This is a genomic window from Streptacidiphilus melanogenes (assembly GCF_000787835.1).
Lineage (GTDB): Bacteria > Actinomycetota > Actinomycetes > Streptomycetales > Streptomycetaceae > Streptacidiphilus > Streptacidiphilus melanogenes.
Genome location: NZ_BBPP01000072.1, coordinates 1 through 24,093, shown reverse-complemented (window position 1 = coordinate 24,093; position 24,093 = coordinate 1). Strand labels below are relative to the sequence as shown.

Here is a 24,093-nt window from a genome sequence, read left to right as displayed (position 1 = left end):
GGGCGCAGGCTTGGCGGGGGCGGGCTTGGCCGGGGCGGGCTTCGCGGGGGCGGGCTTGGCGTCGGTCTTCACCGCTGCGTGCTGGGCCGAGGCCGCTGCCTTGTCGTTGGGGGCCGCATGGGCGGGGATGGCGTGCTGGCCGACGAAGGCGGCGGCGGCGACGCAGGACGCCATGAGGACGTTGGCGGTCAGGCGGGCACGGGTACGGGGGAGGCCGAGACGCATGTCACTCCAGAGGTCGTGTGCGGCGCGCTGCCCCCGCCCGTGAACAGGGCGGGCGGGCAGCAGGGCGCGCCGCTCGGGGAACTGGCTGGCTGTTCTCGACACGGCCGAACGCACACACGCGCTGCAGGCTCTTCGGTCGAGCGTGTTCGCGGGGCTGTATCCGCCGGGCTCCGGGTTGCTGCACCGGGCCCTCTCGCGGCGCTGGATGCTGCCGCGTTCCGCTGAACGGTCTCCACGTTCACACGACCGTCGCGGCAGGGGCAAGAAACTTCGGGCTCAAGTGGTCCAAGCCACAAGAAGCCTCACTAATCGCCCCAAAGCCATTTGATTCCAAGGAATATGCGCAAATCGGCTCTATTGAGCCGCGGACGGACCCCGCTCGGCTCCGCCCTGACCCTCGTACGGGGCCCGGGCGCGGTGAGCCCCGTCACGCGCCCGGCGGGCCGACCTCAGCGGCGCGGAGCGGTGACGCGGGTCACTCCGGGGCGCTTCAGGGCCTCGCCGACGATGACCGTCTCGGCCGCGTCGACGCCGAGCGCGCCGAGGTCGCGGGTGATGAAGGCGTAGAGCCCGGCGAGGTCGCGGAACCAGACGGCGACGTTGAGGTTGGCCTCGCCGGTGGTGGCGAGGGCGCCGTGGACAGCGGGGTGGGCGGCGAGCGCGCGGCCGACCGCGTCGAGGCGGCCGGGCGCGACCCGCAGCAGCACGTTGGCGTCGACGGCCAGGCCGAGCCGCCGGGCGTCCACGGCGACGTGGGTACGCAGCCCGCCGCTGCGGACCAGGGCGGCCAGGCGGCGGCGGACGGTGGATTCAGGCAGACCGACCGTGGTGGCGAGGGTCACCGCCGGAAGCCGGGCGTCGGCGGCGAGTTCGGCGAGGAGGGCCCGGTCGGTGGGGTCCGTCACAGGCGTGGGCTCCGTCACGGGCGCGGGAGTGAGGGCCGCACGCTCGGCCGGGGTGAGCACGTCCAGGCGCCAGTCGGCGGCCTCCGCGAAGACGTGCAGCACCGTGGCGGCCGTCACGTCGGTCACGGCCTGGGTGCCGGGCAGCTGGCGGAAGAGCAGCCGGTCGCGCTGTCCGGCCGCCGGACGCCCGTTCGCGGTGTGGGTGAGCTGGACGGCGAGGATCTCGTCCCCGGTGGCCGAGAGATCGACGAAGGGGATGTCCTCGCGCGCCGCGAGGGCGGCCGCGATGACGTCGAGACGGCCGCGCAGCACCCGGACCCGCAGCATCGTCGCGCCGAGCCCGGCGGGGCGCGGCGGCAACGCGAGGACCCGTGCGGCGCCGCCGTCCAGCAGCGCACGCCAGCGCCGCTGCACCGTCCGCGCCCCGACGCCGAGCACCTCGGCGGCCCGCTCGGCCCCGAGCCGGCCGTCGCACTGGAGCGCGGCGAGCAGTCGCTGATCGCGCGCATCGAGCACCTGGCCGTCGGAATCAGCCGTTGCAAAGGTCACAGCAGCCAGTTTCGCCCACCCGGGGACCACACGGCGACGGCAGCGGCGCGGCCCGCCTGAGGATGGTGGCCGTCCCGATGAGCAGGACCCCAACTCCCGACCCCGCCACGGAAGGCAGGCCCGCAGATGACCGTCACCGACCCCGCCGCGCTGCTTCCCCCGCTCGCCGACGCCGCCCGCGAGGCGGGCGCCCTGCTGCTGCGGACTCCGCCCCCCGGCCCGGCCACCGACGTCGAGGGCTTCCGCCGCGCCTTCGACGCGGCCGAGGCGCCGCTGCTGGCGCTGCTGCGGGAGCGGCTGGGAGCGCTGCGACCGGGGGTCCCCTGGGCGGAGGAGCTCGACCAGCGGGTCCCGGACCGCGGCGAGCTGTGGGTCGTGGACGCGATCGACGGCGCGGTGCAGTACCTCCAGGGGCTGCCGCAGTTCTGCGTGAGCGCGACCCTGGTGCGCGACGGGGAGGCGGTCGCGACCGCCCTGCACGCGCCGCTGCTGGGCACGGGCGGCGCGGGCGAGACCTGTACCGCCGCCGCGGGGGCGGGCGCACTCCGCGACGGCGTGCCGATCGGCCCCGGGGCGAAGACCGATCCGGCCGCGGCGTTGGTCGCGACCAGCCATCCGCCGTTCCTCGGCGCGCGGGAGCCGGAGCTCGCCGAGCCGACGGGACGGGCGCTGGCCGCCGTCCTGCCGCTCGTCGGGGCGGTGCGCAATCTCGGCCCGACGTCCTGGCAGCTCGCGGACGTGGCCACGGGCCGCCTGGACGCCTTCTGGCAGCTCGGTCAGGACGACGGCAACCTGCTGGGCGGCGTGCTCATCGCCCGGGAGGCCGGCGCGCTCGCCACCGACTGGCACGGTCAGCCGTGGCGGGCCGGGGCGCGCAGCGTCCTCGTCGCGGGCCCCGGCCTGCACCGGCGGCTGCTCACACCTCTGCGCGCAGCGGTTCCGCCGACCGCCGGCGGCGCCTGCGAACAGACCGCACGGACCGCACAGCCGGGGTGAGCGCGAGCGGGACCAGCGCGACGAACAGCAGCACGCTGCCGGAGGCGAAGACCCCGCGCGCACCGGTCGGAGCCGCGAGCAGCAGCCCGCCGAGAGCGGACCCGCCCGCGACGCCGAGATTGAAGGCGGTGCTCACCCACGCCCCGCCCTCCGTCCGGGCGCCCTCGGGAACCAGCTCCTCGACCAGCAGATACGCGGTGATCAGCACGCAGTCCCCCGCCGCGCCGAGGAGAAGGAACCCGACCGCCGCTCCGGCGGGGGCGAAGCAGAGCGCCGTGAGCGCCTGGCTGCCCGCGCCGGTGAGGACGAGCCAGGCCAGTCGGCGGTGCGGCGGACGCCGCCAGGCGCGACGCCCGTAGCCGAGCCCGCCCAGGGCGCCGCCGACGGACAGGAGCACCAGCAGCGGCCCGGCCGTCCCCGCGCCCCAGGCGGCGACCGCGGCCAGCTCCGCCTGCCCGCCGACCGCGCCGACGGCGAGGACCGCGAGCAGCACGGACGCGAACGCCGCCGAGCGCAGCGGTACCCGCGGGGCGGCGGCGGACGCCTCGGCGCCCTCGGCGTGCGGGGCCGGAAAGCCGCGGAACACGGCGGCCAGGGCGAGAAAGCCGAGGGCGAAACAGGCCGCGCACAGCCCGAGCACGACCGGCGCGGAAAACACCGTCAGCGCGGCACCCGCGACGGCCGGACCGAGCGCGAAGACGGTGGACTCCGCCACCGCGTCCAGGCTGAGCGCCGCCTGGCGCTCCGCGTCGGTGCGGGCGAGCACACCGAGGCGGACCCGCACCAGCGGTCCGACCGGCGGCGAGAGCAGAGCCGCCACCGGGGCGAGCAGGGCCGCACCCCAGCCGACGCGCAGGCCCGCGAGCAGGGCGAGCGTTCCGAGCAGCGCGGCGAATCCGGTGGCGAGCCAGGGCAGGGCGGCGGGCCGGCGCTCCGCCAGCCGTGCACGGGCAGGCCCGAGCACCGCGCCGACCAGCGAGTACGCGCCGACGGCGGCACCGGCCACGGCATAGGAGCCGCCCGCCTCGCGCAGGGCGAGCAGCAGCGGCAGCGGGTGAAGACCGTAGGGAAGCCGGGCGAGTGCACCGGCGGCGAACAGGCCGCGGGCACGCGGCAGGGCGAGGACGGCGCGCAACGAGGCGCCGCCCTGGGCAGGGCGGGACATGGGAGCTCTCCAGGCGTGGAATGGCGCACGACGGAACGACGACGAGGCACGCGGCGCGTCGCGGGAGGACGCGGCGTCGGCGTTCGGTCTAGTGCTGCCCGGAGAGATGCATGGAAGGGATGGTAGCGATCCGTCCGCGACGGTGCATCAGGTTTGCAGTCGGGCGCGGACGGTGGTTCGCCTGCGGAAGAGCCCGTAGGCACGACAGGGTCCGGTTGCTAGGTTCGGACCCCATGACGAGCGGGGTGGACGAAGGCGTACGCGACGGGGAGACGGGCGAGGCGGGCGGCCGGCTCGGGTCGGCCTTCGCGAAGCTGTGGGGTTCGAGCACGGCGTCCGCCCTGGGGAGCGGCCTGACGACGATCGCCACACCCCTGCTGGTCGCCTCGCGGACCAGCGATCCGCTGATCGTGGCCTCCGCGTCGGCCGTCGCCTGGCTGCCGTGGCTGCTGTTCGCGCTGCCGGGCGGGGTGCTGGTCGACCGGGTGGACCGGCGGCGGCTGATGGTCGCACTGGACTGGGGCCGCTTCGCCGCGATGGGCGTGCTGTCGCTGACCCTGCTCACCGGACACCCCAGCATCGCCGTGCTCTACGCGGTGCTGTTCCTGGTCAACACCGGTGAGGTGGTGTTCCGTTCGGCGGCGCAGTCCCTGGTGCAGACCGTCGTGCCGCGCCCGCTGCTGGAACGGGCCAACGGCTGGCTGACGGGCGGCGCCACCCTGATGCAGGGCGTCCTGTCCGGACCGCTGGCCGGGCTGCTCTTCGCGATCACGGCGGGGCTGCCGTTCCTGGTCGACACCGGCACCTACGCGGCGAGCGCGCTGCTGATCGCGATGGTCGCCGGCTCCTTCCGGCCGGACGCCGGCGCTCTCGGCCCTGAGAGCGGAGAGGGCGTCGCGGGAGGCGAGCCCCGGCGCTCGGTGTGGACGGACATGGTCGAGGGCTTCCGCTGGCTGATGCGCCAGCGCCTGCTGCGCACCATGGCGGTGCTGATCGGTCTGCTCAACGTGACCCTGACCGCCGCCGTCGCGGTGCTGGTGCTGCTGGCCAAGGAGCGGCTGCACCTGGGCTCGGTCGGCTACGGCGTGCTGTTCTCCTGCATGGCTGTCGGCGGCATCGTCGGCTCCGCGATCGGCGACCGGCTGGTCGCCTGGTGCACCGCCACCTGGACGATCCGGATCGGCCTGCTGATCGAGGCCGGGATGCACCTGGCGCTGGCCACCTCCCGCAGCGCCTGGCTCCTCGGCTTCATGCTCTTCGCGTTCGGCGTGCACGGCGTGCTGTGGGGCATCGTCGCCAACTCGCTGCGGCAGCGGATGACGCCGCCGGAGCTGATGGGGCGGGTCAGCAGCTCCAACCTGTTCGTCGCGGCGGGCGGCAACTGCGTCGGCGCGCTGCTCGGCGGCGGACTGGCGTCGCGGTTCGGCGTGGCCGCGCCGTACTGGGTGGGCTTCGTGGTGGCCGTCGGCGTCATCGCGGCGACCTGGCACGTCTTCGACCGCGAGTCCGTGGCCGCCGCCTACGCGACGGACCCGGCCGAGGCGGGCTCTGCCGGATGACGGCCGCGAACGGCCGCCGGATGAGGGACGCCGGGTGAGGACGGCGCGGATCTGGTGCATGGTGAAGCCATGCGCTGGTTGGACGCGGGAGGTTACTGGCTGGGCCGGCTGCTGTTCCAGCGGGCCCTGGCGGGCGTCTACCTGGTGGCCTTCCTCGCCGCCGCCCGGCAGGGCCGGGCGCTGCTGGGCGCGCACGGCCTGACGCCGATCCCCCGGTTCCTCTCCTACCGGACGTTCCGGGAGTCGCCGTCGCTGTTCCACTGGCGCTACTCCGACCGGCTCTTCGCCGCCGTCGCCTGGACGGGCTGCGCGCTGGCGGCGGGGGTGGCCGGGGGCGCGGCGGACGCGGTGCCGCTCGGGGCGGCGATGGCGATGTGGGCCCTGCTGTGGGCGCTGTACCTGTCGATCGTCAACGTCGGACAGACCTGGTACTCCTTCGGCTGGGAGTCGCTGCTGCTGGAGACGGGCGCGCTGGCGGTGTTCCTGGGCAACGACCGGGTCGCCCCGCCGATCACGACGCTGCTGCTGGTCCGCTGGATCCTGTTCCGCGTCGAGGTCGGCGCGGGGCTGATCAAGCTGCGCGGCGATCGCTGCTGGCGCGAGCTGACCTGCCTGTACTACCACCACGAGACCCAGCCGATGCCGGGCCCGTTCAGCTGGTGGTTCCACCGGCTGCCGCGTCCGCTGCACCGGGTCGAGGCGGGCGCCAACCACGTCGTGCAGCTCGGTGCGCCCGTTGCGTTGTTCCTGCCGCAGCCGGTCGCGACGGTGGCGGCGGGGCTGGTCGTGGTGACCCAGTTGTGGCTGGTCCTGTCCGGCAACTTCGCCTGGCTGAACTGGCTGACCATCACCCTGGCGCTGAGCGCCGTCAGCAGCGGCACCGGCCACGCCTACCCCGCGACGCCGCTCTGGTTCCAGGTGATGGTGCTCGCCTACGGGGCGCTGGTGCTGGCGCTCAGCTACCGCCCGGCCCGTAACCTGCTCTCCTCGCGTCAGATGATGAACGCCTCCTTCGACAGCCTGCACCTGGTCAACACCTACGGCGCGTTCGGCAGCGTGACGCGGCTGCGGCACGAGGTGGAGCTGGAGGGGAGCGCCGACGGGCACACCTGGCTGACCTACGGCTTCCGGGGCAAGCCAGGCCCTGTGCGGCGCCGCCCGCGCCAGTTCGCGCCGTACCACCTGCGCCTGGACTGGCTGATGTGGTTCGCCGCGCTCAACCCCGGTTACGCGCGCGGGTGGCTGACGCCGCTGCTGCGCAAGCTGCTGGCCGGCGATCCCGTGACGCTGCGGCTGCTGAGGCGCGACGGCAATCCGTTCCCCGACGCGCCTCCCGCCTTCGTCCGGGCGAACCTCTACCGCTACCGCTTCACGACCCTGGCGGAGCGGCGGAGCACCGGCGCGTGGTGGCACCGGGAGTTCGTCGGGACGTACCACCGCACGCTGTCGCGGCCTTAGCCGGGCGGCCTGCTTCAGCGGCTGCCTACTTCAGCGGCCACTGGATCTCGGTCACCCACTCCTCCTGCGGGCCGCAGGAGTTCAGGTAGAACTCGCGGCCGAGGCGGTCCGCCTCGTGCCCGGAGGACTCGATCCAGCGGGCCAGGGTCTGGATCGTCGTGAGCACGCCGTCCATGGAGCCGTGGTGGACGATCGTGGCTGCGCGGTCGACGGCGGGGAGGTCGACCACCTCGACGCCCGGGACGGCGCCCGGGTCGACCGACACGGACACGCCCGCGTGGACGACGATCCCCTCGCCGAGCGCGCCCTCGCCCTCCGGCTCGTACCAGGCGATGTCCGGACCGGCGGGCTGCACCCCCGCCGCGCCCAGCCGTTCGCGCAGGGCGCGGTAGAGCGGGCCGATGACGGGGCCGATGTGGCGGGGGTCGAAGCTCTCGGCGCGGCCGGTGGCGACGGCCACCCGCGCGGCGGGGAGTGACTTGAGGACGACTTCGGAGGCGGGCATGAGCCCCTCGCTTTCGATGGTGCGGAGTCTCGTCTCGACCTGGGCGAGCCGCGCGGTCGCGGCCGCGACGGTCTCGGCCAGCTCGGCCCGGCGCAGCCGCAGCATGCCGCGCAGCTCCTCCGGGCCGACCTTCGCGTCCAGGACCTCGCCGACCTGCTGCAGGCTGAAGCCGAGGTCCTTGAGCGCGATGACACGGTTGAGGCGCGACAGCTGGGCCGCCTCGTAGTACCGGTAGCCGGTGAACGGGTCGACGTGGGCGGGCCGCAGCAGGCCGAGGGCGTCGTAGTGCCGCAGCATGCGGATCGACACCTGTCCCAGGCGGGCGAAGTCTCCGATGGTGAACATGACCTCTCCAGTGACGGGCCTCCCACTGTGTCAGGGTCAAGCCCGTTAATTGTTAGGACTCTTGACAGTTATATGGTCCAGACCAATCATTGGCAGGGCCCGAACACAGCACAGTCGGACACAGCACCGTCAGACACGTCACTGCACCACTCCACCCCACGGGAGTCCTGCATGAGATCAGTCCGTGCCCTGCTCACAGCCGCGCTGCTGGGCGCCGGCCTGGCCGCCGTCGCCGCCCCCACGGCGCACGCGGCCAACACGCCCGTCCCCGCGCACGTCTTCTCCCCCTACTTCGAGGCCTACAGCGGCGACAACCCGGCGACACTCTCGTCCCAGTCCGGTGCCAAGTACCTGAGCATGGCCTTCATCCAGGCCGCGACCAAGGGCTCGTGCACCGCCTACTGGGACGGGGACACCAGCCAGCCGATCAGCTCCTCGACCTTCGGCAGCCAGATCTCCACCATCCAGGCGAACGGCGGGGACGTCGTCCCCTCCTTCGGCGGCTACACCGCCGACGACACCGGCACCGAGATCGCCGACAGCTGCACCAACGTCAACTCCATCGCCCAGGTGTACGAGAGCGTCATCACCACCTACGGCGTCACCAGAATCGACCTCGACACCGAGGACAACTCGCTGACCAACAGCGCCGGCATCGACCGCCGCAACAAGGCGATCGCGCAGGTGGAGTCCTGGGCGGCGAGCACCGGACGCACCGTCCAGTTCTCCTACACCCTGCCGACCACCACCAGCGGCCTGGCCGCGAGCGGCCTCGCCGTGCTGCAGAACGCGGTCCAGAACAACGCGCGGGTCGACGTGGTCAACATCATGACCTTCGACTACTACGACGGCGCCTCCCACGAGATGGGCACCGACGCCGAGAACGCGGCCACCGGACTGGAGGGCCAGCTCGCCCAGCTGTACCCGTCCAAGAGCGCCGCGCAGCTGTGGAACATGGTCGGCATCACGATGATGCCGGGCATCGACGACTACGGCGCCGCCGAGACCACCACCGTGGCCGACGCGAAGAACGTCGAGAGCTGGGCCGCCGGCAAGGGCCTGGCCGAGCTGTCGTTCTGGGCGCTCGAGCGTGACAACGGCGGCTGCCCCGGCACGGGCGGCTCCGACAGCTGCTCCGGCATCAGCCAGAACACCTGGGACTTCAGCCACGCCATGGAGCCGTTCACCAGCGGCGGCGGGCAGACCCAGAACGACTTCTCGCTGGGCCTCAGCCCCTCCTCCGCCTCGGTCGCCCAGGGCGGCTCGGCGACGGCCACCGTCTCCACGGCCGTCACCTCCGGCAGCGCGCAGAGCGTCAGCCTGAGCGCGAGCGGTGCACCCTCCGGCGTCAGCGTCTCCTTCAGCCCGGCCTCGGTCACCGCGGGCGGCTCCAGCACGCTCACCGCGACCGTCGGCTCCTCGGTGGCCGCCGGAACGTACCCGATCACGGTGACCGGCACCGCCGCCTCCGGCAGTCACAGCGCCACCTACTCGCTGACCGTCACCGGCACCGGCGGCGGGGGCGGCAGCGGCAGCCTGGTCAACGGCGGATTCGAGACCGGCAGCCTGAGCCCGTGGACCTGCCAGAGCGGCAGCGGCGTCGTGTCCACCCCCGTCCACGGCGGCAGCCACGCGCTGGCCGTGGCGCCGACCTCGTCCACGACCGGCGAGTGCGACCAGACGGTCACCCTCCAGCCGAACCACAGTTACACGCTCACCGGCTGGGTCCAGGGCTCCTACGCGTACATCGGCGTGAGCGGCGGAGCGAGCGCCAGCACCTGGTCCTCCGGCAGCAGCTGGAACCAGCTGACGGTGCACTTCACCACCGGCAGCAGCGGCACGGTCACCGTGTACGTGCACGGCTGGTACGCGCAGGGGAACGTCTACGCGGACGACTTCAACCTGGCGTAACGGCCGGGCCGGCCGCAGGGACTGCTCAGCTCGACGGACTGTTCAGCTCGACAGGACAGGAACGTCGATCCTGACCATTCCCGCGATGCCGAACTGCAGCATCACCGCGACGGTGCCGCCCGGCTTCAGGGCGGCACCGTTCGTCAGCACGACCTTCGGGCCGTTCGCCGCGCCGAAGGAGGCGGTCGAACCGGAGGCGATCAACACGCCGGCGACCGACTTCGCGTTGTTCGCGGTCCCGTCCAGCGTGGCCACCTGGCCCTGGACCGCCACCAGCGCGAGGTGCTCGGTCACCGGACCGGAGTTGGTCACGCCCATCTGCAGCTGCGCGCCGCCCGCCGCGCCGAGGTGCACCGCGGCCTTGGTGATCTTCAGGTCGACGTTGCGGCCCTGCACCGCGTAGTCGGTGCCGTCCGCGCCGACCGAGACCGAGGAGTGCGCCGTGCCGGGGAGCTCCCGCTGCACCCCGCCGCTGGCGCAGCCGGACAGGGCGAGCGCGGCGGACAGGGCCAGGACGGGAAGCGCGATCGCGGCGCGGGAACGGTGACGCATAGCAGCATTATCGCCACCCGCCCACGGCCCCCCTGCGCCCGGGGTACCGGTACGGGGCGACGCCGGGCGCACACGTCCGGACGGGCGACTTGGCGTCGCGCCGACCGGGAGGGACCACCGGGGCGAGCGCAGAGTGAAGCTGTGAACACGAAGGGCGACCGCGGCGCGAGCGTCATCGGCCCGGCCGCTCCCCGACCACAGCAAGGAGCAAGCATGCGCAAGCCCTCACGGCTGGCAGCCGCCGGGGTACTCGCAGCGGGTCTGGTCCTCGGCGCCTGCGGGGTGGCGAGCGCCGACGCCACCGCGAACGGGGTCGCGACCAACTCGCCGGGCTTCCTGTCCGGCAACCTCGTGCAGATTCCGATCCACATCCCGATCAACGTCTGCGGCAACAGCGTCAACGTCGTCGGCGCCGGCAACCCGGCGATCGGCAACACCTGCGTCAACGGCCGCGAGGTCAACGGGCCCCAGGCGACCTGGCAGCACCACTGGTGGATGCAGCACCACGACGCCGGGACCGACCAGACCGCGACCGACCAGAGTGCGGCCGACCAGAGTGCGACCGACGGAAACCGGGACTGCGATTGATATCGATCCTGCCCCCGGCCGACGCCGCGCGCGCTGACGCGCCGTCACCCCCGATAATACGAATCGGCCCTGCTCCCGAGCTTGGAGCAGGGCCGATCCGGGTGCCGCGGCGGGCGCGGCGCAGGCTCTCGAGTCAGCCGACGTTGGCGGCGTGGTTGCCGAAGGCCGGGTTCAGCAGGCCGACCACGTTGGCGGAGTTGCCGACCACGTTGACCGGGATGTGGACCGGCAGCTGCAGCTCGTTGCCGCTGACCGCACCCGGGGAGTTCGAGGCGTCGCCGCAGGCGTGGGAGCTGGCGAAGGCGGCGCCGGCACCGGCCGCGACAACCGCACCGGCGGCGGAGGCGACCAGGGCACCCTTCAGAACGTTCGACATGACTCTCGATCCCTCGCACATTCCTCGCACATGTGGACCGCGCCACCGGTCCGACCGGAGACGGGGCCCGCGGTCACCGAACCGCAGGCATCGGGCCCAACGAGGCCGGTTCACGGCCGTCACCGACCACTTGCGACATTCACCCGGACGACGGAATCCGCCGAAAATGCGCCCAATCGGGTGGAGCTCGAGTTGACCCATGTCCTCGTGAACGAAAGGTCGTTGGAGAGTCCGGATGAACAAGAGCGGAACACGGCGAACGCCCCCGGTTCGGATCGAAACCCGATGCGCACCGGAGCAGCGAGGCCTGACCGCCGATCCCGAGATCTTCGTACCAAGAGATTCACGAGAGGGGACAGTCCCATGCTCAACACCAAGCGCGGCCTTCTGGTCACCGTCGCCGCGGCCGGCCTGCTCGCCGCTGGTGGTGGCGTCGCCGCCGCCAGCAGCACCGCCCAGGGCGCCGCGAACAACTCGCCCGGCTTCCTGTCCGGCAACCTCGTGCAGGTCCCGGTCCACGTCCCGGTCAACCTGTGCGGCAACACGGTCAACGTGATCGCCCTGCTGAACCCGGCGTTCGGCAACCACTGCGCCAACGAGGGCTGATCCTCCGCCCTTGGAAGCGTGGGGCCCGGCCGCGAGCAGCGGCCGGGCCCTTCCTCCATCGAAGCGATGTGCGATCGGCTGTCCGAGTGGTCGTTCGAGTCGGCTCGTGACCGGGCGACCCGGCGCTCGTTTCGTCTTGCGTGCCCTCCTTTTTCGGACGTGCACGTATGAAACGCCAACCAGACCATCCAATGATCGAAGGATTGACATCATGAGCAAGGTCATCAAGGCCGCCGCGCTCGGCGCCGCCGCCGCTGCCGTCACCCTCGTCGGCGCGGGCATCGCCTCCGCCGACTCCACCGCGAACGGCATCGCCAGCAACTCCCCGGGCTTCCTGTCCGGCAACCTGGTCCAGGTTCCGGTGCACATCCCCGTCAACGTCTGCGGCAACACGGTCAACGTGATCGGCCTGCTGAACCCGGCGTTCGGCAACACCTGCGTCAACAAGTAAGGCACGCCGCTCGCCCAGCACGCTGGGCGTCTCCGGCGTTCCCGTTCCATGCGTTCCAGATAGGAGAACCACCGTGCGTACGCTCAAGACCGTGGGCGCCGTCTCCCTCGCCTCCGTCGGCCTGCTGACGGGCGCCGCAGGGGCCGCCTCGGCCGACGCCGGCGCGACCGGTGCCGCGACCAACTCCCCCGGCGCCGTGTCGGGCAACGCGGTCCAGGTCCCGATCCACATCCCGGTCAACCTGTGCGGCAACTCCGTCGACGTGATCGGCGCTCTGAACCCGGCGTTCGGCAACGGCTGCGAGAACGCACCCTGCTGACGCCCTGCTGACCCTCACCCGGCAAGGCGGGTCCGTCGTGTCCCCCGCACCTCGTCTGTGCGGGGGGCCGCGGCGCGCGCGTCACCGGATCGCACCACCGGATCGATCACCGGATCGGGAGACCTCCATGAAAACGGCCCGCGCAGCGGCGTTCGGCACCCTCCTTCTCTCCGTGGCCGGCCTCGTCGCCGCCTCCCCTGCCCAGGCGGCCGACTCGTCCTCGGCGGCCGGAGCCGCCTCCGGCGCCCAGCCCAAGGCAGCGCTGCAGCCGCTGGCGGTCAGCCCCGCCGTCGCCGGGCTGACCGCCGCGGTCCCGAACGTGGTCCGCCCCGCGAAGGACTTCCGGCTCGACCCGCTGGCCAACTCGGCCGCCGACCCGCTCAACAACGGCGTCGCCGTCAAGCCCGACCAGGGCGGGCCCGTCTCGACGCAGCCGGTCACCTCCGGCTTGAGCAACGGCGGCGGGCTGACCAGCCTGCCCCTGGTCGGCGGCGCCGCCGGCCTGCTGCCGGGCTGAGACCGCCCAGCCCGCACCACCCTCGGCGTCGTCGCCACACAGACATCCGCCGGTCCTGCCTCATTCCTCCTTCGGCAGGACCGGCGGATTCTTGCTGCGGTTCTTGCTGCGGGCGCCCCGGTCAGCCGTGGGCGGCGTCGAGCGCGCCCTTGGCGCCGGCCACGACGTCCTGGACCGGCTTGATCAGGTTGGCGTCCGGCGTGCGCTGGTCCAGCGAGAGCTGGCCGCCGGGCGCGCTCTGCACGCGCGGCGGGGTGACCTCCGGCTGCAGCCGGGTCAGGTCGAGCTGCGGCAACTGCGCATCGGTCGTCGGCGCCTCGTAGGGCAGCGAACGGCCCTGGTAGGTGACCGGGTGGCCGACGCCGAGGGCAGCGCTGACGGCCTTGAGCGGCGCGGCCGGGACGGCCAGCCGCGCGCCGCCGTCGTGGACCGCGCCGTCGGCAGCCGGCATCGGGGCGGTCAGGCCCAGCTCCGGCGTGCGGTCGGCGGAGTCGAGGGCGGGCAGCAGCGGGTCGGGGATCAGCGCGTGCTGGTCCCGGCCCTGCACCGGCGGCTGCAGCGGCATGGCCGGCATGCTGCCCTGCAGGCCGCTGTCGGAGTGCTGCCCGGTCACGTGCTGCACCAGCGTGCCCATCGGTACGGCGAAGGGCACCTCCATCCGGCCGACGCTCTGCTCCAGCGCCTCCTGCTGCTGCGGCGACAACGGCGCCGCCTGGGCGCTGGCCGCGCTCACCGCGGCCAGGACCGGCGCCGCGCACGCCGCGAGGGCGACGGCCGTTCCGCGGAGGGACTTTTTCATCGTGAAGCTCCTGACGCTCCTGGCAGAGACGTGGTTGGGGGCAAGGGTTGAGGGCGATTCAACAACGCCGAAGGGGTGGAGATTTCGGAAATCCACCCGTACGGCCCAGCACCGGTGCGGAAATTCCCTCCACCGCCCACGAATTTCCCTCTTGTGAGTGAGGGCGGGCCGGGCGGGGACGCCAATGGATTCCCTCGATCGGAGTCGCAACCAAGTCGCTATCGGCCTCGTTGGTTTGTGTGCCAGCTCGACAGATTGATTAGGTGTTCAGAAAGGCGCGCAGCAATGCTCAAGAAGTCCTTTGCCGGTGTCGGTGTGGCCGTGGCCGCGTTCGCGGCGACGGTCACCCCCGCGATGGCCATCGGCAACGCGGACGGCATGGCCAGCTCTGTGGAGGGCCCGGGCGGCACCAACGTCACCGGGACGTGGGGCAACGACAGCCCCAACTTCCACTTCCTGGACAACCCGAACATCTGCCTGCCCGAGATCCACCACGTCCAGGTCGGCCTCGTGCCGATCCAGGCGGACGTGCCGATCGGCAACCAGCAGCTGCACCAGACCTGCAACGTCGGCCAGGCCACCCAGTCCACGGGCGACGGCGCGGCCTCGCACCTGATCGGCTGATCGGGCTCCACCCGCAGTACCGCACCACCGCAGTCCGCAGCACCCGCAGTACCGACCTGACTGACCTGAAGCAACTCACCAGGAGAAATCCCGTGATCAAGAAGTCCCTGGCCGCCGCCGGCCTCGCCGTCACCGCCCTCGCCGTGACCGCCGCCCCCTCCTTCGCCATCGGCGACAGCGACGGCGCCGCGTACTCGACCCAGGGCGCCGGCGGCACCGACGTCACCGGCACCTGGGGCAACGGCAGCCCGAACTTCCACACCGCGGACAACCCGAACGTCTGCCTGCCCGAGATCCACCACGTCCAGGTCGGCCTCATCCCGATCCAGGCCGACGTCCCGGTCCTCAACCAGCAGGGCCACCAGATCTGCAACGTCGGCCAGACCACGCAGACCTTCGGCGACGCCCCGCTGAGCCACCTGATCGGCTGACCTTCCCCGATCGGTCAGCGATCGGCGGGTCCCGCCCACCCCAGTCGGACAGAAAAGAGAACCACCCCATGCTGAAGAAGGCACTCGCCTACGCCGGCGTCGCGGCTGCCGCGATCGCCGCCACCGCGACGCCCGCCTCGGCCATCGGCGACACGGACGGCTCCGCCGTCTCCACGCAGGGCGCCGGCGGCACCAACGTCACCGGGACGTGGGGCAACGACAGCCCCAACTTCCACTTCCTGGACAACCCGAACATCTGCCTGCCCGAGATCCACCACGTGCAGGTCGGTCTGCTGGTCCCGGTCCAGGTCGACGTCCCGGTCGGCAACCAGCAGCTGCACCAGGTCTGCAACGTCGGCCAGGCGACCCAGTCCACGGGCGACGGCGCGGCCTCGCACCTGATCGGCTGACACCCGCACCACCCAAAGACCCTCCGGAGTTCGACGAGCAGGGCCCGGGAGTTCGACTCCCGGGCCCTGTTTGCTTGCCTGTTCGGAGGTTCAGCCGTTCCGCAGCCACTGGGCGGCCTCGACGGCCCAGTAGGTGAGGATCTGCTCGGCGCCCGCGCGGCGGATCGAGGTGAGGGTCTCCATGATCATTCGGTCCCGGTCGATCCAGCCGTTGGCCGCGGCGGCCTCCACCATCGCGTACTCGCCCGACACCTGGTAGGCGGCGACCGGCACCGGGCTGTGGTCGGCGATCTCGCGCAGCACGTCCAGGTAGGCCATCGCAGGCTTGACCATCACCAGGTCCGCACCCTCGGCGACGTCCAGCTCCAGTTCGCGCAGCGACTCGCGGGCGTTGGCCGGGTCCTGCTGGTACGCCTTGCGGTCGCCCTTGAGGGAGGAGCCGACGGCCTCGCGGAAAGGCCCGAAGAAGGCGGAGGCGTACTTCGCGGTGTAGGCGAGGATGGACACGTCCTGGTGCCCCGCCGCGTCCAGCGCCTGCCGGACGACCGCGACCTGACCGTCCATCATCCCGGACGGGCCGACCATGTGGACGCCGGCGTCGGCCTGGACCCGGGCCATCTCGGCGTAGCGCAGCAGGGTCGCGTCGTTGTCCACGCTGCCGTCCGCGGCGAGGACGCCGCAGTGACCGTGGTCGGTGTACTCGTCCAGGCAGAGGTCGGACATCACCACGAGCTCGTCCCCGACCTCAGCGACGACGTCGCGGATGGCCTGCTGCAGGATCCCGTCCGGGTTGGTCCCCTCGGACCCGACGGCGTCCTGCACAGCGGGGACGCCGAACAGCATGATCCCGCCCACGCCTGCGGCGACCGCCTCGTGGGCGGCCTTCTTCAGGGTGTCCCGGGTGTGCTGGACCACGCCGGGCATGGACGCGATGGGCTTCGGGGCGTCGATCCCCTCCCGCACGAACATCGGCATGATCAGCTCGGCGGGGTGGAGCCGGGTCTCCGCGACGAGCCGCCGGACGGCGGGGGTGACCCGCAGCCGTCGGGGGCGGATGTACGGACTCTCGATGCCCATTGCTGCACCTTCTCTGTGTGTTCAGCCGTGCAACCACCCAGGGGCGCGGGGAACTGTGCGCTCAGCCCTCTACGTACGTAGGGGGTCGCTCACGCAGTTCCCCGCGCCCCTGGACAGTGCAACTTCCCTCAGTCCAAAGGCTAACGCGCCTTGCGACGCGAACCCGGTCGCCGCTCACTCGGTCGGTACACCGGCTCGCCCGCCGTGAGCGCCGCGTCGCGCCGCGCCGCGCCGAACTCGGCGAGGGCCTCGGCGAGGGCGTGGACGGACGGCGCAGGGGCGAGGACGTCGACCCGCAGGCCGTGCTCCTCGGCCGTCTTGGCCGTCGCGGGGCCGATGCAGGCGATCACGGTCACGTTGTGCGGCTTGCCCGCGATGCCGACCAGGTTCCGCACCGTCGACGACGACGTGAAGATCACCGCGTCGAAGCCGCCGCCCTTGATCGCCTCGCGCGTCTCCGCCGGCGGCGGCGCCGCTCGGACGGTGCGGTAGGCGGTGACGTCGTCGACCTCCCAGCCCAGCTCGACCAGGCCGGCGATCAGGGTCTCGGTGGCGATGTCGGCGCGCGGCAGCAGCACCCGGTCGATCGGGTCGAAGACCGGGTCGTAGGGCGGCCAGTCCTCCAGCAGCCCGGCCGCGCTCTGCTCGCCGCTCGGCACCAGATCCGGCTTCACGCCGAAGTCGACCAGCGCCTTGGCCGTGGTCTCGCCGACCGCGGCGACCTTGATGCCCGCGAAGGCACGGGCGTCGAGCCCGTACTCCTCGAATTTCTCGCGCACGGCCTTGACCGCGTTGACCGAGGTGAAGGCGATCCACTCGTAGCGGCCGGTGACCAGGCCCTTGATGGCGCGTTCCATCTGCTGCGGGGTGCGCGGCGGCTCGACCGCGATGGTCGGCACCTCGCTCGGCACCGCGCCGTAGCCGCGCAGCTGGTCGCTGAGCGCGCCGGCCTGGTCCTTGGTGCGCGGGACCAGGACGTTCCAGCCGAAGAGCGGCTTGGTCTCGAACCAGGACAGCTCCGCCCGGTGCTCGACCTGCTCGCCGACGACCACTATCACGTTGCTCGTCGGGTCCACCGGCGCCGAGACCGGCGAGGGGAGGACCTTGGCGGTCTTCAGCTCGGCCGCGATCGTGCCGAGCGTGCCGCACCAGGTGCGCTGGCGCGTCGTAGTGCCCTCGAGGGTCACCGAGACCGGCGTCTCCGGCTTGCGGCCACAGGTGATCAGCGACGAGGCCGTGGACGGGATCGAGCCCAGGACGGTGCGCACGACGAGCGTCGACTCGCAGGCCCCGAGGTCGGACCAGACCGACTCCGGGAGCAGGCCGCCGCCGTCGACGAAGCGGACGTCCGCGCCGCGGGCGCCCGCGCGCAGCGGGACTCCGGCGTAGGCGGGGACGCCGACGGACTGGGCGATGCCGGGGACGACCTGGAAGGGGACGTGCGCCTGGGCGCAGGCCAGCATCTCCTCGGCGGCGCGGCCGTCGAGGCCGGGGTCGCCGTCGACGGTGCGCACGACGTGCTTGCCGCTGCGGACCGCGCCGAAGAAGCGGGAGACCGCGGCGCCGCCGTCGCCGCCCAGCACGCCGCCCTCGTCGAGGACGAAGGCGTCGGAGGCGTCGGCGGCCTGGTGCATCTCCACCTGCTCGGGGCAGTGGGCGCGCACGGCCGCCGCGGTGAGCGGGTCGGCCACCAGCACGTCGGCCGAGGCGAGCACCTCCACCGCGCGCAGCGTCAACAGGCCGGGGTCACCGGGGCCGGCACCGAGGAAGGTGATCCGGCCGACGGCGCGACGCGGGTTGTCGGGACTGGCGGTGGGGCTCACTTGGCTCGCTCCCCCATGAGACCGGCCGCGCCGGCGGCGAGCAGGCGGGCGGCGAGGCCGCGTCCCAGCTCGTCGGGGGCGCCGTGGCCGGTGGCGGACAACTGCACGACGGTTTCTCCGTCGACGGTGCCGACGACGGCTCTCAGTTCGAGCGCGTCTTCGGCGTTCCCAGGAACGTTTGCGGGATTCGGGCCGGCCAGGGCTCCGACCGGCGCCGAGCAGCCGGCCTCGAGGGCGGCCAGCAGGGCGCGCTCGGCGGTGACGGCGGCGCGGGTGGGCGCGTCATCGAGGGCGGCCAGTGCGGCGACCAGGTCCGGGTCGCCCGCGGCGCACTCGATGGCGAGGGCGCCCTGGCCGGGGGCCGGGAGCATCACGTCGGTGTCGATGATCTCAGTGGCCTCGGCGAGGCGTCCGAGGCGGCTCAGACCGGCGGCTGCGAGGATCACGCCGTCGAGGCGGCCGTCGCGCACGTAGCCGATGCGGGTGTCGACGTTGCCGCGGATCGGGACGGTCTCGATCGCCAGGCCCTCGGCCCGGGCCCAGGCGTGGAGCTGCGCCATGCGACGCGGGGAGCCGGTGCCTATGCGGGCCGGGTGGGCCAGGTCGGCCTTCTCCAGCAGCTCGGACAGGGTCAGCCCGTCGCGGGCGACGATCGCGTCGCGCGGGTCCTCGCGCCTCGGGACGGCGGCGAGGGCGAGCCCCTCCGGCGCGGCGGTGGGCAGGTCCTTGAGCGAGTGGACGGCGAAGTCGATCGTCCCGGCGAGGAGCGCGTCGCGCAGCGCGGAGACGAAGACGCCGGTGCCGCCGATCTGCGCGAGCGCCTCCCGGGAGGTGTCGCCGTAGGTGGTGATCTCGACCAGCTCGACGCGGCGGCCGGTGGCGGCGGCCACGGCCTCGGCGACCATGCCGGACTGGGCCATGGCCAGCGCGCTGCGCCGGGTGCCCAGGCGCAACGGTGGGGCTTCTGGGGAGGAAGGACTTCCGGAGGAAGGGGGCGCAGTCATGCTCGTCTGACCCGTCATGAGATCATCCTGGTGGTGCTGACGGCCTCAACGGCCATGGGATCGAGGTCGAACAGTTCGCGCAGCGCCTCGGCGTAGGAGGCCCCGCCGGGCTCCCCCGCCAGTTGCTTCACGCGGACGGTGGGCTGGTGGAGCAGCTTGTCCACGACGCGGCGGACGGTCTGCTGGATCTCCGCGCGGGTGCGCGCGTCCAGACCGGGAAGGCGGCCGTCAAGCCGCTCCAGCTCGGCGTTGACCAGCTCGGTGGCCATGGCGCGCAGGGCCACCACGGTCGGGGTGATCGCGGCCGCGCGCTGGGCGGCGCCGAAGGCGTCGACCTCCTCGCCGACGATGCGGCGCACCGCGTCCACGTCGAGGGCGCCGGAGTCGGCGTGCTGGGCGGCGGTGGCGAGGGTCTCCAGGTCGACCAGGTGGACGCCGGGCAGTGCGTGCGCGGCCGGGTCGACGTCGCGGGGCATCGCCAGGTCGAGCACGGAGAGCGGGCCCGCGAAGGCGCTGCGCTTCTCGGCGGCCAGGGCGAGGTCCTCGGCGGTCAGCACGATCCCGGCCGCCCCGGTACAGGAGATGACCACATCGGCCTCGGCCAGGGCGGCGCCGACCTCGTCGAAGGGGACGGCCCGGCCGCCGAGCTGTTCGGCGAGGCGTTCCGCCTTCTTCTGCGTGCGGTTGGCGATGACCAGCTCGGCGACGCCCTCGCGGGCGAGAGTGGCGGCGGCGAGCGAGCTCATGGATCCGGCGCCGACGACGAGCGCGCGGCGCTCGGCGACGGGCCCGGCCACGGCGGCGATCTGCTCCAGGCCGAAGGTGACCAGGGTCTGGCCGGCCTTGTCGATCGCGGTCTCGCTGTGGGCGCGCTTGCCGACCCGCAGGGCCTGCTGGAAGAGCTCGTTGAGGCCACGGGCCGCGGTGTGCTGGTCCTGCGCGAGGTGCAGCGCGTCACGCAGCTGGCCGAGGATCTGGCCCTCGCCGACGACCATGGAGTCCAGGCCGCAGGCCACCGAGAAGAGGTGGTGCACGGCGCGGTCCTCGTAGTGCACGTAGAGGTGCGCGGTGAGCTCGTCCAGGGCGACGCCGGAGTGCTCGGCGAGGAGCGTGGACAGCTCGGCGACACCGGCGTGGAACTTGTCCACGTCGGCGTAGAGCTCGATGCGGTTGCAGGTGTTCAGCAGGGCGGTCTCGGCCACCGGCGTCGCCGCCGCGGCGGCGTGCAGCAGCCGGGACGGCTGATGTCCGGTCAGCGCGGCGCGCTCCAGCAGGCCGACCGGCGCGCTGCGGTGGCTCAGTCCCACGACCAGCAGGCTCATCCCGCCGCCTCCTCGTACTCCTGGCCCCGCTCGTTCCCGTGGCCGCGCCCCGGTTCCACGGCGCGTCCCGCAGTGGAGACTACTGCGGCGGCGGGGGCGGAAGGGACCTCCGCGTCGGCGTCGGCGGCCTCGTCCTCGTCGCGGTACTCGTCGCCGGCCTTGCGCTGCTCGTGGAAGGCGAGGATCTGCAGCTCGATGGAGAGGTCGACCTTGCGCACGTCGACGCCGTCCGGCACGTTCAGGACGGTGGGCGCGAAGTTGAGGATGCTGGTGACGCCGGCGGCGACGAGGCGGTCGCAGACCTGCTGGGCCGCGCCGGGCGGGGTGGTGATGACGCCGATGGAGACCCGCTCGGAGCGGATGATCTCCTCCATCTCGTCGGTGTGGCGCACCGGGAGGCCCGCCACCACGTTGCCGGTGGTCGCCGGGTCGGCGTCGAGCAGCGCGGCGACGCGGAAGCCGCGGGAGGCGAACCCGCCGTAGTTGGCGAGGGCGTGGCCGAGGTTTCCGATGCCGACGATGACCACGGGCCAGTCCTGGGTGAGGCCCAGCTCGCGGGAGATCTGGTAGACGAGGTACTCGACGTCGTAGCCGACGCCGCGGGTCCCGTAGGAGCCGAGGTAGGAGAAGTCCTTGCGCAGCTTGGCGGAGTTGACCCCGGCCGCGGCGGCCAGCTCCTCGGAGGAGACGGTCGGCACGGAACGCTCGGACAGGGCGGTGAGCGCGCGGAGGTACAGCGGCAGCCGGGCGACCGTCGCATCGGGAATACCCCGGCCCCGACTGCGGCGAGTGCCCGCGGCGGGGTTGGGGTTGTGCTGAGTGGATCGGCCAGTTGCCACGGTGCTCCTGAGGGTGAAGCTGGGCTGCGAACGCCAGGCTATGTCTTTGTGAACGCGTGCACAAAGATGGTGTCCGTTTTGTCCACCCGGAGTGATGCGCATCACGCCCACTCCCGTGGAACCGCTGGGCACGCTGTGGAAACGCTGTACGGTACGGCGCACGGTACGCCGTACGCCTCGAGCTCCTGGACAGCGGAACGATTCTGCGTGTGCAGAACCGCCGACCGGCGGCGCAGCTTCGGCCACAGGGCGCACTGGGCCCGGTCGACGGCCGCGCGCACCGGCTCCACGCCGCCGGTCGGCGTGGACAGCGCGCGTCGCAGCAGCCGCGCGGTCGCGCGGGCGTCGCCGAGGGCGGTGTGCGCGTCGAAGTCGGGCAGTCCGAACGCCGCGGTGCAGGCGAGCAGCGAGCGACCGGCCAGCTGCGCGCCGAGGACGCGCTCGGCGAGCGCCATGGTGCACAGCGTCGGCACGTCCGGAACCGCCACCCCGATCCGCGCGAACTCGCGGGCCAGGAAGCCCAGGTCGCATGCGACGTGGTGGCCGACCAGCACCCGGCCGCACAGCAGCTCCGCCAGGTGCGGGGCGATCTCGCGGAACACCGGCGCGCCCACGACGTGCTCCTGGGCGATGCGGTGCACGGCCGTCGGCCCGACCGGGCCTACGGGATCGACCAGTGTGGTGAACTCGGCCTCGACGCGCAGCAGCGGATAGTCGAGCAGCACGACGCCCACCTCGACCACGCGGTGCCGCCAGGGACTGCGTCCACTCGCCTCCACGTCCACCACGGCGAACCCGCGAGCGGGTGGCGGTGTGGGCGGGGGCTGCACGGGGGGCTCCTTGTCGGTCGTCCCCCCGCGGCACAAAACCCCTCGATGGTAAGCGCACCAATGTCAGGCGCCCAACCCGTTACAACGGGGTGAACCGGACATATCTTCCCTGCGCCCGCCCGACTGGAGGCGCAATCGTTATGCGCCCAGCGCCTTGCGCAGGCGCACCGGGTCGACCCGCCAGAAGTCGTGCTGCTTGCCGTCGATCAGCGTGACCGGGATCTGCTCCCAGTAACGGCGGAACAGCTCCTTGTCCTCGTTGATGTTCAGCTCCTCGACCGAGAAGCCGAGCTCGTCCGCGAGCCCGAGGACGACCGCGCGGGCGTCGTCGCACAGATGGCAGTCGGGCTTGCCGATCAGCGTCACCACGTGGTCGGCGGGCTGCTTGGCGCTACGGCGCGGAAGAAGTGGAGCCATGGCCACATTGTGGACCGCCCGAGCAACCATGAGTTAACTCCCCCTCCACGCTGCGGATACGAGTTTCCGGCCGGTATCTGGCTATGCTCGCGGCATGGCCAGGCAGCGGAACACCACGCGGCTCGCGGGCGAAGCCTCCGCGGAGGCAGCCGCGGAGCAGGAGCGACCGACGGGGGACCTCGCGGTCGACCCCGCGGCGGGCGCGTTCTTCGACTGCGACAACACGATCATGCAGGGCGCGGCGATCTTCTACCTGGGCCGGGGCCTCTACAAGCGCAAGTTCTTCTCCAGTCGCGAACTGGCCCGCTTCGCCTGGCAGCAGGCGTACTTCCGACTGCACGGCGCGGAGAACGCCGGTCACATGGCCGACGCCAAGGAGAGCGCCCTCTCCATCGTGCAGGGCCACCGCGCGGCGGACCTCGAGGCGATCTGCGAGGACGTCTTCGACGAGTTCATGGCCGAGAAGATCTGGCCCGGCACCCGCGCCCTGGTGCAGATGCACCTGGAGGCCGGCCAGCGCGTCTGGCTGGTCACCGCAGCCCCGCAGGAGGCGGCCCGCGTCATCGCCGCGCGCCTGGGCATGACCGGTGCGCTCGGCACCGTCGCCGAGACCGTGGACGGCGTCTACACCGGCCGACTGGTCGGCGAGCCGCTGCACGGCCCCGCCAAGGCCGAGGCGGTCAAGGCGCTCGCCGCGCGCGAGGAGCTGGACCTGGCCCGCTGCGCCGCCTACAGCGACTCCGCCAACGACATCCCGATGCTCTCCCTCGTCGGCTACCCCTACGTCATCAACCCCGACGCCGAACTGCGACGGCACGCCCGGCGCAACGGGTGGCGGGTCCGGGACTTCCGCACCGGCCGGAAGGCGGCCAAGGTCGGCATCCCGGCCGCGGCGGGCCTCGGCGCGGCCGCCGGCGGTACCGCCGCGGCGGTCGCCATCTACCGCAACCGGCGCCGCTGAGCGGTCCGCCGAACGCCCCCGACGGACCGCTGACCGGCCGCGGGGAAGCGCTTTTGGCGCACTGAGCGCCCTGCATGCCAACTGACCGGTTCTGACCGGTCCTTGCTCGCGCGTATGCGCGGGATTCTGCCGAGACGCGCCCGGGAAGCCTCCGGAATCCGGTCAGCCCCGGCCCGGCGCGGATCAACTCCGACCAGAGCTCCGTCAACCTGCCGCGACAGAGATGGTCACATTCTGCCACTGGGAGGTAACAGATGTGACTGAAGCGGTGAATTTGGCAACTGGGTGTAGCTGTTGTTGCACGAAGCGTTATCCTCGTGCAGCGGTCCCCACCCTGCACACCACAGTCCTGCCTCTGGGAGTCCCGTGTACCCACACGTCCGTGACGACGCCGGCCTGACCCTGCTGCGCAGCCTGGTGCGTCGGGAGCAGTTGCTCCCGACGCCTGTCCTCGCGGTCGCGGGCGGGCCGGTGGTCGCCCCGCTCGCGCCCCTGCCCACGCCCGTCGTGCTGCGCACCCGCACCGCGG

General features: G+C 72.7%; 25 protein-coding genes and 2 pseudogenes. 13 read left to right on the top strand and 14 right to left on the bottom strand.

Annotated elements, in window-relative coordinates; translation table 11 throughout:
- Together TR49_RS37590 and TR49_RS37585 are read right to left on the bottom strand one after the other, a co-directional pair.
- A pseudogene (locus TR49_RS37590) lies at positions 1-225 on the bottom strand (hypothetical protein); the annotation flags it as partial.
- 449 nt (positions 226-674) lie between these two features.
- Positions 675-1,679: an Lrp/AsnC family transcriptional regulator gene (locus TR49_RS37585; protein WP_042390514.1), complete on the bottom strand. Its 1,005-nt coding sequence runs from the start codon at positions 1,677-1,679 to the stop codon at positions 675-677.
- Positions 1,680-1,805: 126 nt separating this feature from the next.
- On the opposite strand from TR49_RS37585, the gene TR49_RS37580 reads away from it, so the two are divergent.
- Complete coding sequence (locus TR49_RS37580) at positions 1,806-2,675, top strand: inositol monophosphatase family protein (protein ID WP_042390512.1); 870 nt, start codon at positions 1,806-1,808, stop codon at positions 2,673-2,675.
- Here the strand turns inward: TR49_RS37580 and TR49_RS37575 are convergent.
- Positions 2,596-3,840: an MFS transporter gene (locus tag TR49_RS37575; protein ID WP_042390509.1), complete on the bottom strand. Its 1,245-nt coding sequence runs from the start codon at positions 3,838-3,840 to the stop codon at positions 2,596-2,598. The two genes, TR49_RS37580 and TR49_RS37575, sit on opposite strands and share 80 nt — an antisense overlap.
- A gap of 233 nt (positions 3,841-4,073) precedes the next feature.
- Between TR49_RS37575 and TR49_RS37570 the strand changes: the two genes are divergently transcribed.
- Positions 4,074-5,399 (top strand): MFS transporter, encoded by a 1,326-nt coding sequence (locus TR49_RS37570; RefSeq protein ID WP_042390507.1) that lies wholly within the window; start codon positions 4,074-4,076, stop codon positions 5,397-5,399.
- A 69-nt stretch (positions 5,400-5,468) separates the two neighbouring features.
- Positions 5,469-6,857: a lipase maturation factor family protein gene (locus tag TR49_RS37565; RefSeq protein WP_042390505.1), complete on the top strand. Its 1,389-nt coding sequence runs from the start codon at positions 5,469-5,471 to the stop codon at positions 6,855-6,857.
- 25 nt (positions 6,858-6,882) lie between these two features.
- Here the strand turns inward: TR49_RS37565 and TR49_RS37560 are convergent, their stop codons facing one another.
- Entirely contained in the window at positions 6,883-7,707 is an 825-nt protein-coding gene (locus TR49_RS37560; protein WP_042390503.1) for a MerR family transcriptional regulator, read from the bottom strand.
- A 171-nt stretch (positions 7,708-7,878) separates the two neighbouring features.
- On the opposite strand from TR49_RS37560, the gene TR49_RS37555 reads away from it, so the two are divergent.
- Positions 7,879-9,618: a carbohydrate binding domain-containing protein gene (locus TR49_RS37555; RefSeq protein ID WP_042390501.1), complete on the top strand. Its 1,740-nt coding sequence runs from the start codon at positions 7,879-7,881 to the stop codon at positions 9,616-9,618.
- 42 nt (positions 9,619-9,660) lie between these two features.
- Here TR49_RS37555 and TR49_RS37550 read toward each other — a convergent pair whose 3' ends face one another.
- On the bottom strand, positions 9,661-10,170 hold the full coding sequence (locus TR49_RS37550) for a hypothetical protein (RefSeq protein WP_042390498.1): 510 nt from the start codon (positions 10,168-10,170) through the stop codon (positions 9,661-9,663).
- A 213-nt stretch (positions 10,171-10,383) separates the two neighbouring features.
- Between TR49_RS37550 and TR49_RS47105 the strand changes: the two genes are divergently transcribed.
- The gene (locus TR49_RS47105; protein ID WP_063770265.1) at positions 10,384-10,758 is read left to right on the top strand and encodes a chaplin; all 375 of its coding nucleotides are present in this window, start codon (positions 10,384-10,386) and stop codon (positions 10,756-10,758) included.
- Positions 10,759-10,891: 133 nt separating this feature from the next.
- Here TR49_RS47105 and TR49_RS37540 read toward each other — a convergent pair whose 3' ends face one another.
- Positions 10,892-11,134 (bottom strand): chaplin, encoded by a 243-nt coding sequence (locus TR49_RS37540; protein WP_042390490.1) that lies wholly within the window; start codon positions 11,132-11,134, stop codon positions 10,892-10,894.
- 363 nt (positions 11,135-11,497) lie between these two features.
- Here TR49_RS37540 and TR49_RS37535 point away from each other — a divergent pair.
- The 4 genes and pseudogenes from TR49_RS37535 to TR49_RS37520 form a co-directional block, all read left to right on the top strand.
- Positions 11,498-11,731 (top strand): annotated as a pseudogene (locus TR49_RS37535) (chaplin); the annotation flags it as partial.
- 220 nt (positions 11,732-11,951) lie between these two features.
- On the top strand, positions 11,952-12,191 hold the full coding sequence (locus TR49_RS37530; protein ID WP_042390485.1) for a chaplin: 240 nt from the start codon (positions 11,952-11,954) through the stop codon (positions 12,189-12,191).
- A gap of 73 nt (positions 12,192-12,264) precedes the next feature.
- Positions 12,265-12,510, top strand: coding sequence for a chaplin (locus TR49_RS37525; protein ID WP_042390483.1), 246 nt, complete (start codon positions 12,265-12,267; stop codon positions 12,508-12,510).
- A gap of 127 nt (positions 12,511-12,637) precedes the next feature.
- Positions 12,638-13,027, top strand: coding sequence for a hypothetical protein (locus tag TR49_RS37520; RefSeq protein WP_052434957.1), 390 nt, complete (start codon positions 12,638-12,640; stop codon positions 13,025-13,027).
- Between the two features lie 121 nt (positions 13,028-13,148).
- Here TR49_RS37520 and TR49_RS37515 read toward each other — a convergent pair whose 3' ends face one another.
- Positions 13,149-13,826 (bottom strand): hypothetical protein, encoded by a 678-nt coding sequence (locus TR49_RS37515; protein WP_042390481.1) that lies wholly within the window; start codon positions 13,824-13,826, stop codon positions 13,149-13,151.
- Positions 13,827-14,111: 285 nt separating this feature from the next.
- Here TR49_RS37515 and TR49_RS37510 point away from each other — a divergent pair, with 285 nt between their 5' ends.
- The 3 genes from TR49_RS37510 to TR49_RS37500 all read left to right on the top strand — a co-directional run bounded on the left by TR49_RS37510 (position 14,112) and on the right by TR49_RS37500 (position 15,291).
- A complete protein-coding gene (locus TR49_RS37510) occupies positions 14,112-14,450 on the top strand; it encodes a hypothetical protein (protein WP_042390479.1) in 339 nt (112 codons plus the stop codon).
- A 92-nt stretch (positions 14,451-14,542) separates the two neighbouring features.
- Positions 14,543-14,881 (top strand): hypothetical protein, encoded by a 339-nt coding sequence (locus TR49_RS37505; RefSeq protein ID WP_042390477.1) that lies wholly within the window; start codon positions 14,543-14,545, stop codon positions 14,879-14,881.
- A gap of 68 nt (positions 14,882-14,949) precedes the next feature.
- Positions 14,950-15,291: a hypothetical protein gene (locus TR49_RS37500; RefSeq protein ID WP_042390475.1), complete on the top strand. Its 342-nt coding sequence runs from the start codon at positions 14,950-14,952 to the stop codon at positions 15,289-15,291.
- Between the two features lie 90 nt (positions 15,292-15,381).
- Here TR49_RS37500 and hemB read toward each other — a convergent pair whose 3' ends face one another.
- From hemB to TR49_RS37465, 7 genes are all read right to left on the bottom strand, one after another.
- Positions 15,382-16,368 carry a porphobilinogen synthase gene (gene hemB / locus TR49_RS37495; RefSeq protein WP_042390473.1) on the bottom strand — a complete coding sequence of 329 codons (987 nt, stop codon included), beginning with the start codon at positions 16,366-16,368 and terminating at the stop codon, positions 15,382-15,384.
- 140 nt (positions 16,369-16,508) lie between these two features.
- Entirely contained in the window at positions 16,509-18,191 is a 1,683-nt protein-coding gene (locus TR49_RS37490) for a bifunctional uroporphyrinogen-III C-methyltransferase/uroporphyrinogen-III synthase (protein WP_042390471.1), read from the bottom strand.
- Positions 18,188-19,195, bottom strand: a complete 1,008-nt coding sequence (gene hemC / locus TR49_RS37485) for a hydroxymethylbilane synthase (protein ID WP_042390519.1) — start codon at positions 19,193-19,195, stop codon at positions 18,188-18,190. Before hemC ends, TR49_RS37490 begins: the two co-directional genes overlap by 4 nt.
- A gap of 14 nt (positions 19,196-19,209) precedes the next feature.
- On the bottom strand, positions 19,210-20,517 hold the full coding sequence (locus TR49_RS37480; RefSeq protein WP_042390469.1) for a glutamyl-tRNA reductase: 1,308 nt from the start codon (positions 20,515-20,517) through the stop codon (positions 19,210-19,212).
- Positions 20,514-21,356: a redox-sensing transcriptional repressor Rex gene (locus TR49_RS37475; protein WP_042390466.1), complete on the bottom strand. Its 843-nt coding sequence runs from the start codon at positions 21,354-21,356 to the stop codon at positions 20,514-20,516. The genes TR49_RS37480 and TR49_RS37475 overlap by 4 nt, the downstream gene beginning before the upstream one ends.
- A 101-nt stretch (positions 21,357-21,457) precedes the next feature.
- Positions 21,458-22,186, bottom strand: coding sequence for a 3'-5' exonuclease (locus TR49_RS37470; RefSeq protein ID WP_236653712.1), 729 nt, complete (start codon positions 22,184-22,186; stop codon positions 21,458-21,460).
- A 138-nt stretch (positions 22,187-22,324) separates the two neighbouring features.
- Positions 22,325-22,603 carry a glutaredoxin family protein gene (locus tag TR49_RS37465; RefSeq protein ID WP_042390465.1) on the bottom strand — a complete coding sequence of 93 codons (279 nt, stop codon included), beginning with the start codon at positions 22,601-22,603 and terminating at the stop codon, positions 22,325-22,327.
- A 94-nt stretch (positions 22,604-22,697) separates the two neighbouring features.
- On the opposite strand from TR49_RS37465, the gene TR49_RS37460 reads away from it, so the two are divergent.
- Entirely contained in the window at positions 22,698-23,564 is an 867-nt protein-coding gene (locus tag TR49_RS37460) for an HAD family hydrolase (RefSeq protein WP_042390463.1), read from the top strand.
- Positions 23,565-24,093: the final 529 nt, after the last annotated feature.

Coding starts and splice junctions, on each gene's coding strand:
- TR49_RS37580 (WP_042390512.1), top strand. CDS start 1,806: ATGACCGTCACCGACCCCGCCGCGCTGCTTCCCCCGCTCGCCGACGCC.
- TR49_RS37575 (WP_042390509.1), bottom strand. CDS start 3,840: ATGTCCCGCCCTGCCCAGGGCGGCGCCTCGTTGCGCGCCGTCCTCGCC.
- TR49_RS37570 (WP_042390507.1), top strand. CDS start 4,074: ATGACGAGCGGGGTGGACGAAGGCGTACGCGACGGGGAGACGGGCGAG.
- TR49_RS37565 (WP_042390505.1), top strand. CDS start 5,469: ATGCGCTGGTTGGACGCGGGAGGTTACTGGCTGGGCCGGCTGCTGTTC.
- TR49_RS37560 (WP_042390503.1), bottom strand. CDS start 7,707: ATGTTCACCATCGGAGACTTCGCCCGCCTGGGACAGGTGTCGATCCGC.
- TR49_RS37555 (WP_042390501.1), top strand. CDS start 7,879: ATGAGATCAGTCCGTGCCCTGCTCACAGCCGCGCTGCTGGGCGCCGGC.
- TR49_RS37550 (WP_042390498.1), bottom strand. CDS start 10,170: ATGCGTCACCGTTCCCGCGCCGCGATCGCGCTTCCCGTCCTGGCCCTG.
- TR49_RS47105 (WP_063770265.1), top strand. CDS start 10,384: ATGCGCAAGCCCTCACGGCTGGCAGCCGCCGGGGTACTCGCAGCGGGT.
- TR49_RS37540 (WP_042390490.1), bottom strand. CDS start 11,134: ATGTCGAACGTTCTGAAGGGTGCCCTGGTCGCCTCCGCCGCCGGTGCG.
- TR49_RS37530 (WP_042390485.1), top strand. CDS start 11,952: ATGAGCAAGGTCATCAAGGCCGCCGCGCTCGGCGCCGCCGCCGCTGCC.
- TR49_RS37520 (WP_052434957.1), top strand. CDS start 12,638: ATGAAAACGGCCCGCGCAGCGGCGTTCGGCACCCTCCTTCTCTCCGTG.
- TR49_RS37515 (WP_042390481.1), bottom strand. CDS start 13,826: ATGAAAAAGTCCCTCCGCGGAACGGCCGTCGCCCTCGCGGCGTGCGCG.
- TR49_RS37510 (WP_042390479.1), top strand. CDS start 14,112: ATGCTCAAGAAGTCCTTTGCCGGTGTCGGTGTGGCCGTGGCCGCGTTC.
- TR49_RS37500 (WP_042390475.1), top strand. CDS start 14,950: ATGCTGAAGAAGGCACTCGCCTACGCCGGCGTCGCGGCTGCCGCGATC.
- hemB (WP_042390473.1), bottom strand. CDS start 16,368: ATGGGCATCGAGAGTCCGTACATCCGCCCCCGACGGCTGCGGGTCACC.
- hemC (WP_042390519.1), bottom strand. CDS start 19,195: ATGACTGCGCCCCCTTCCTCCGGAAGTCCTTCCTCCCCAGAAGCCCCA.
- TR49_RS37480 (WP_042390469.1), bottom strand. CDS start 20,517: ATGAGCCTGCTGGTCGTGGGACTGAGCCACCGCAGCGCGCCGGTCGGC.
- TR49_RS37465 (WP_042390465.1), bottom strand. CDS start 22,603: ATGGCTCCACTTCTTCCGCGCCGTAGCGCCAAGCAGCCCGCCGACCAC.
- TR49_RS37460 (WP_042390463.1), top strand. CDS start 22,698: ATGGCCAGGCAGCGGAACACCACGCGGCTCGCGGGCGAAGCCTCCGCG.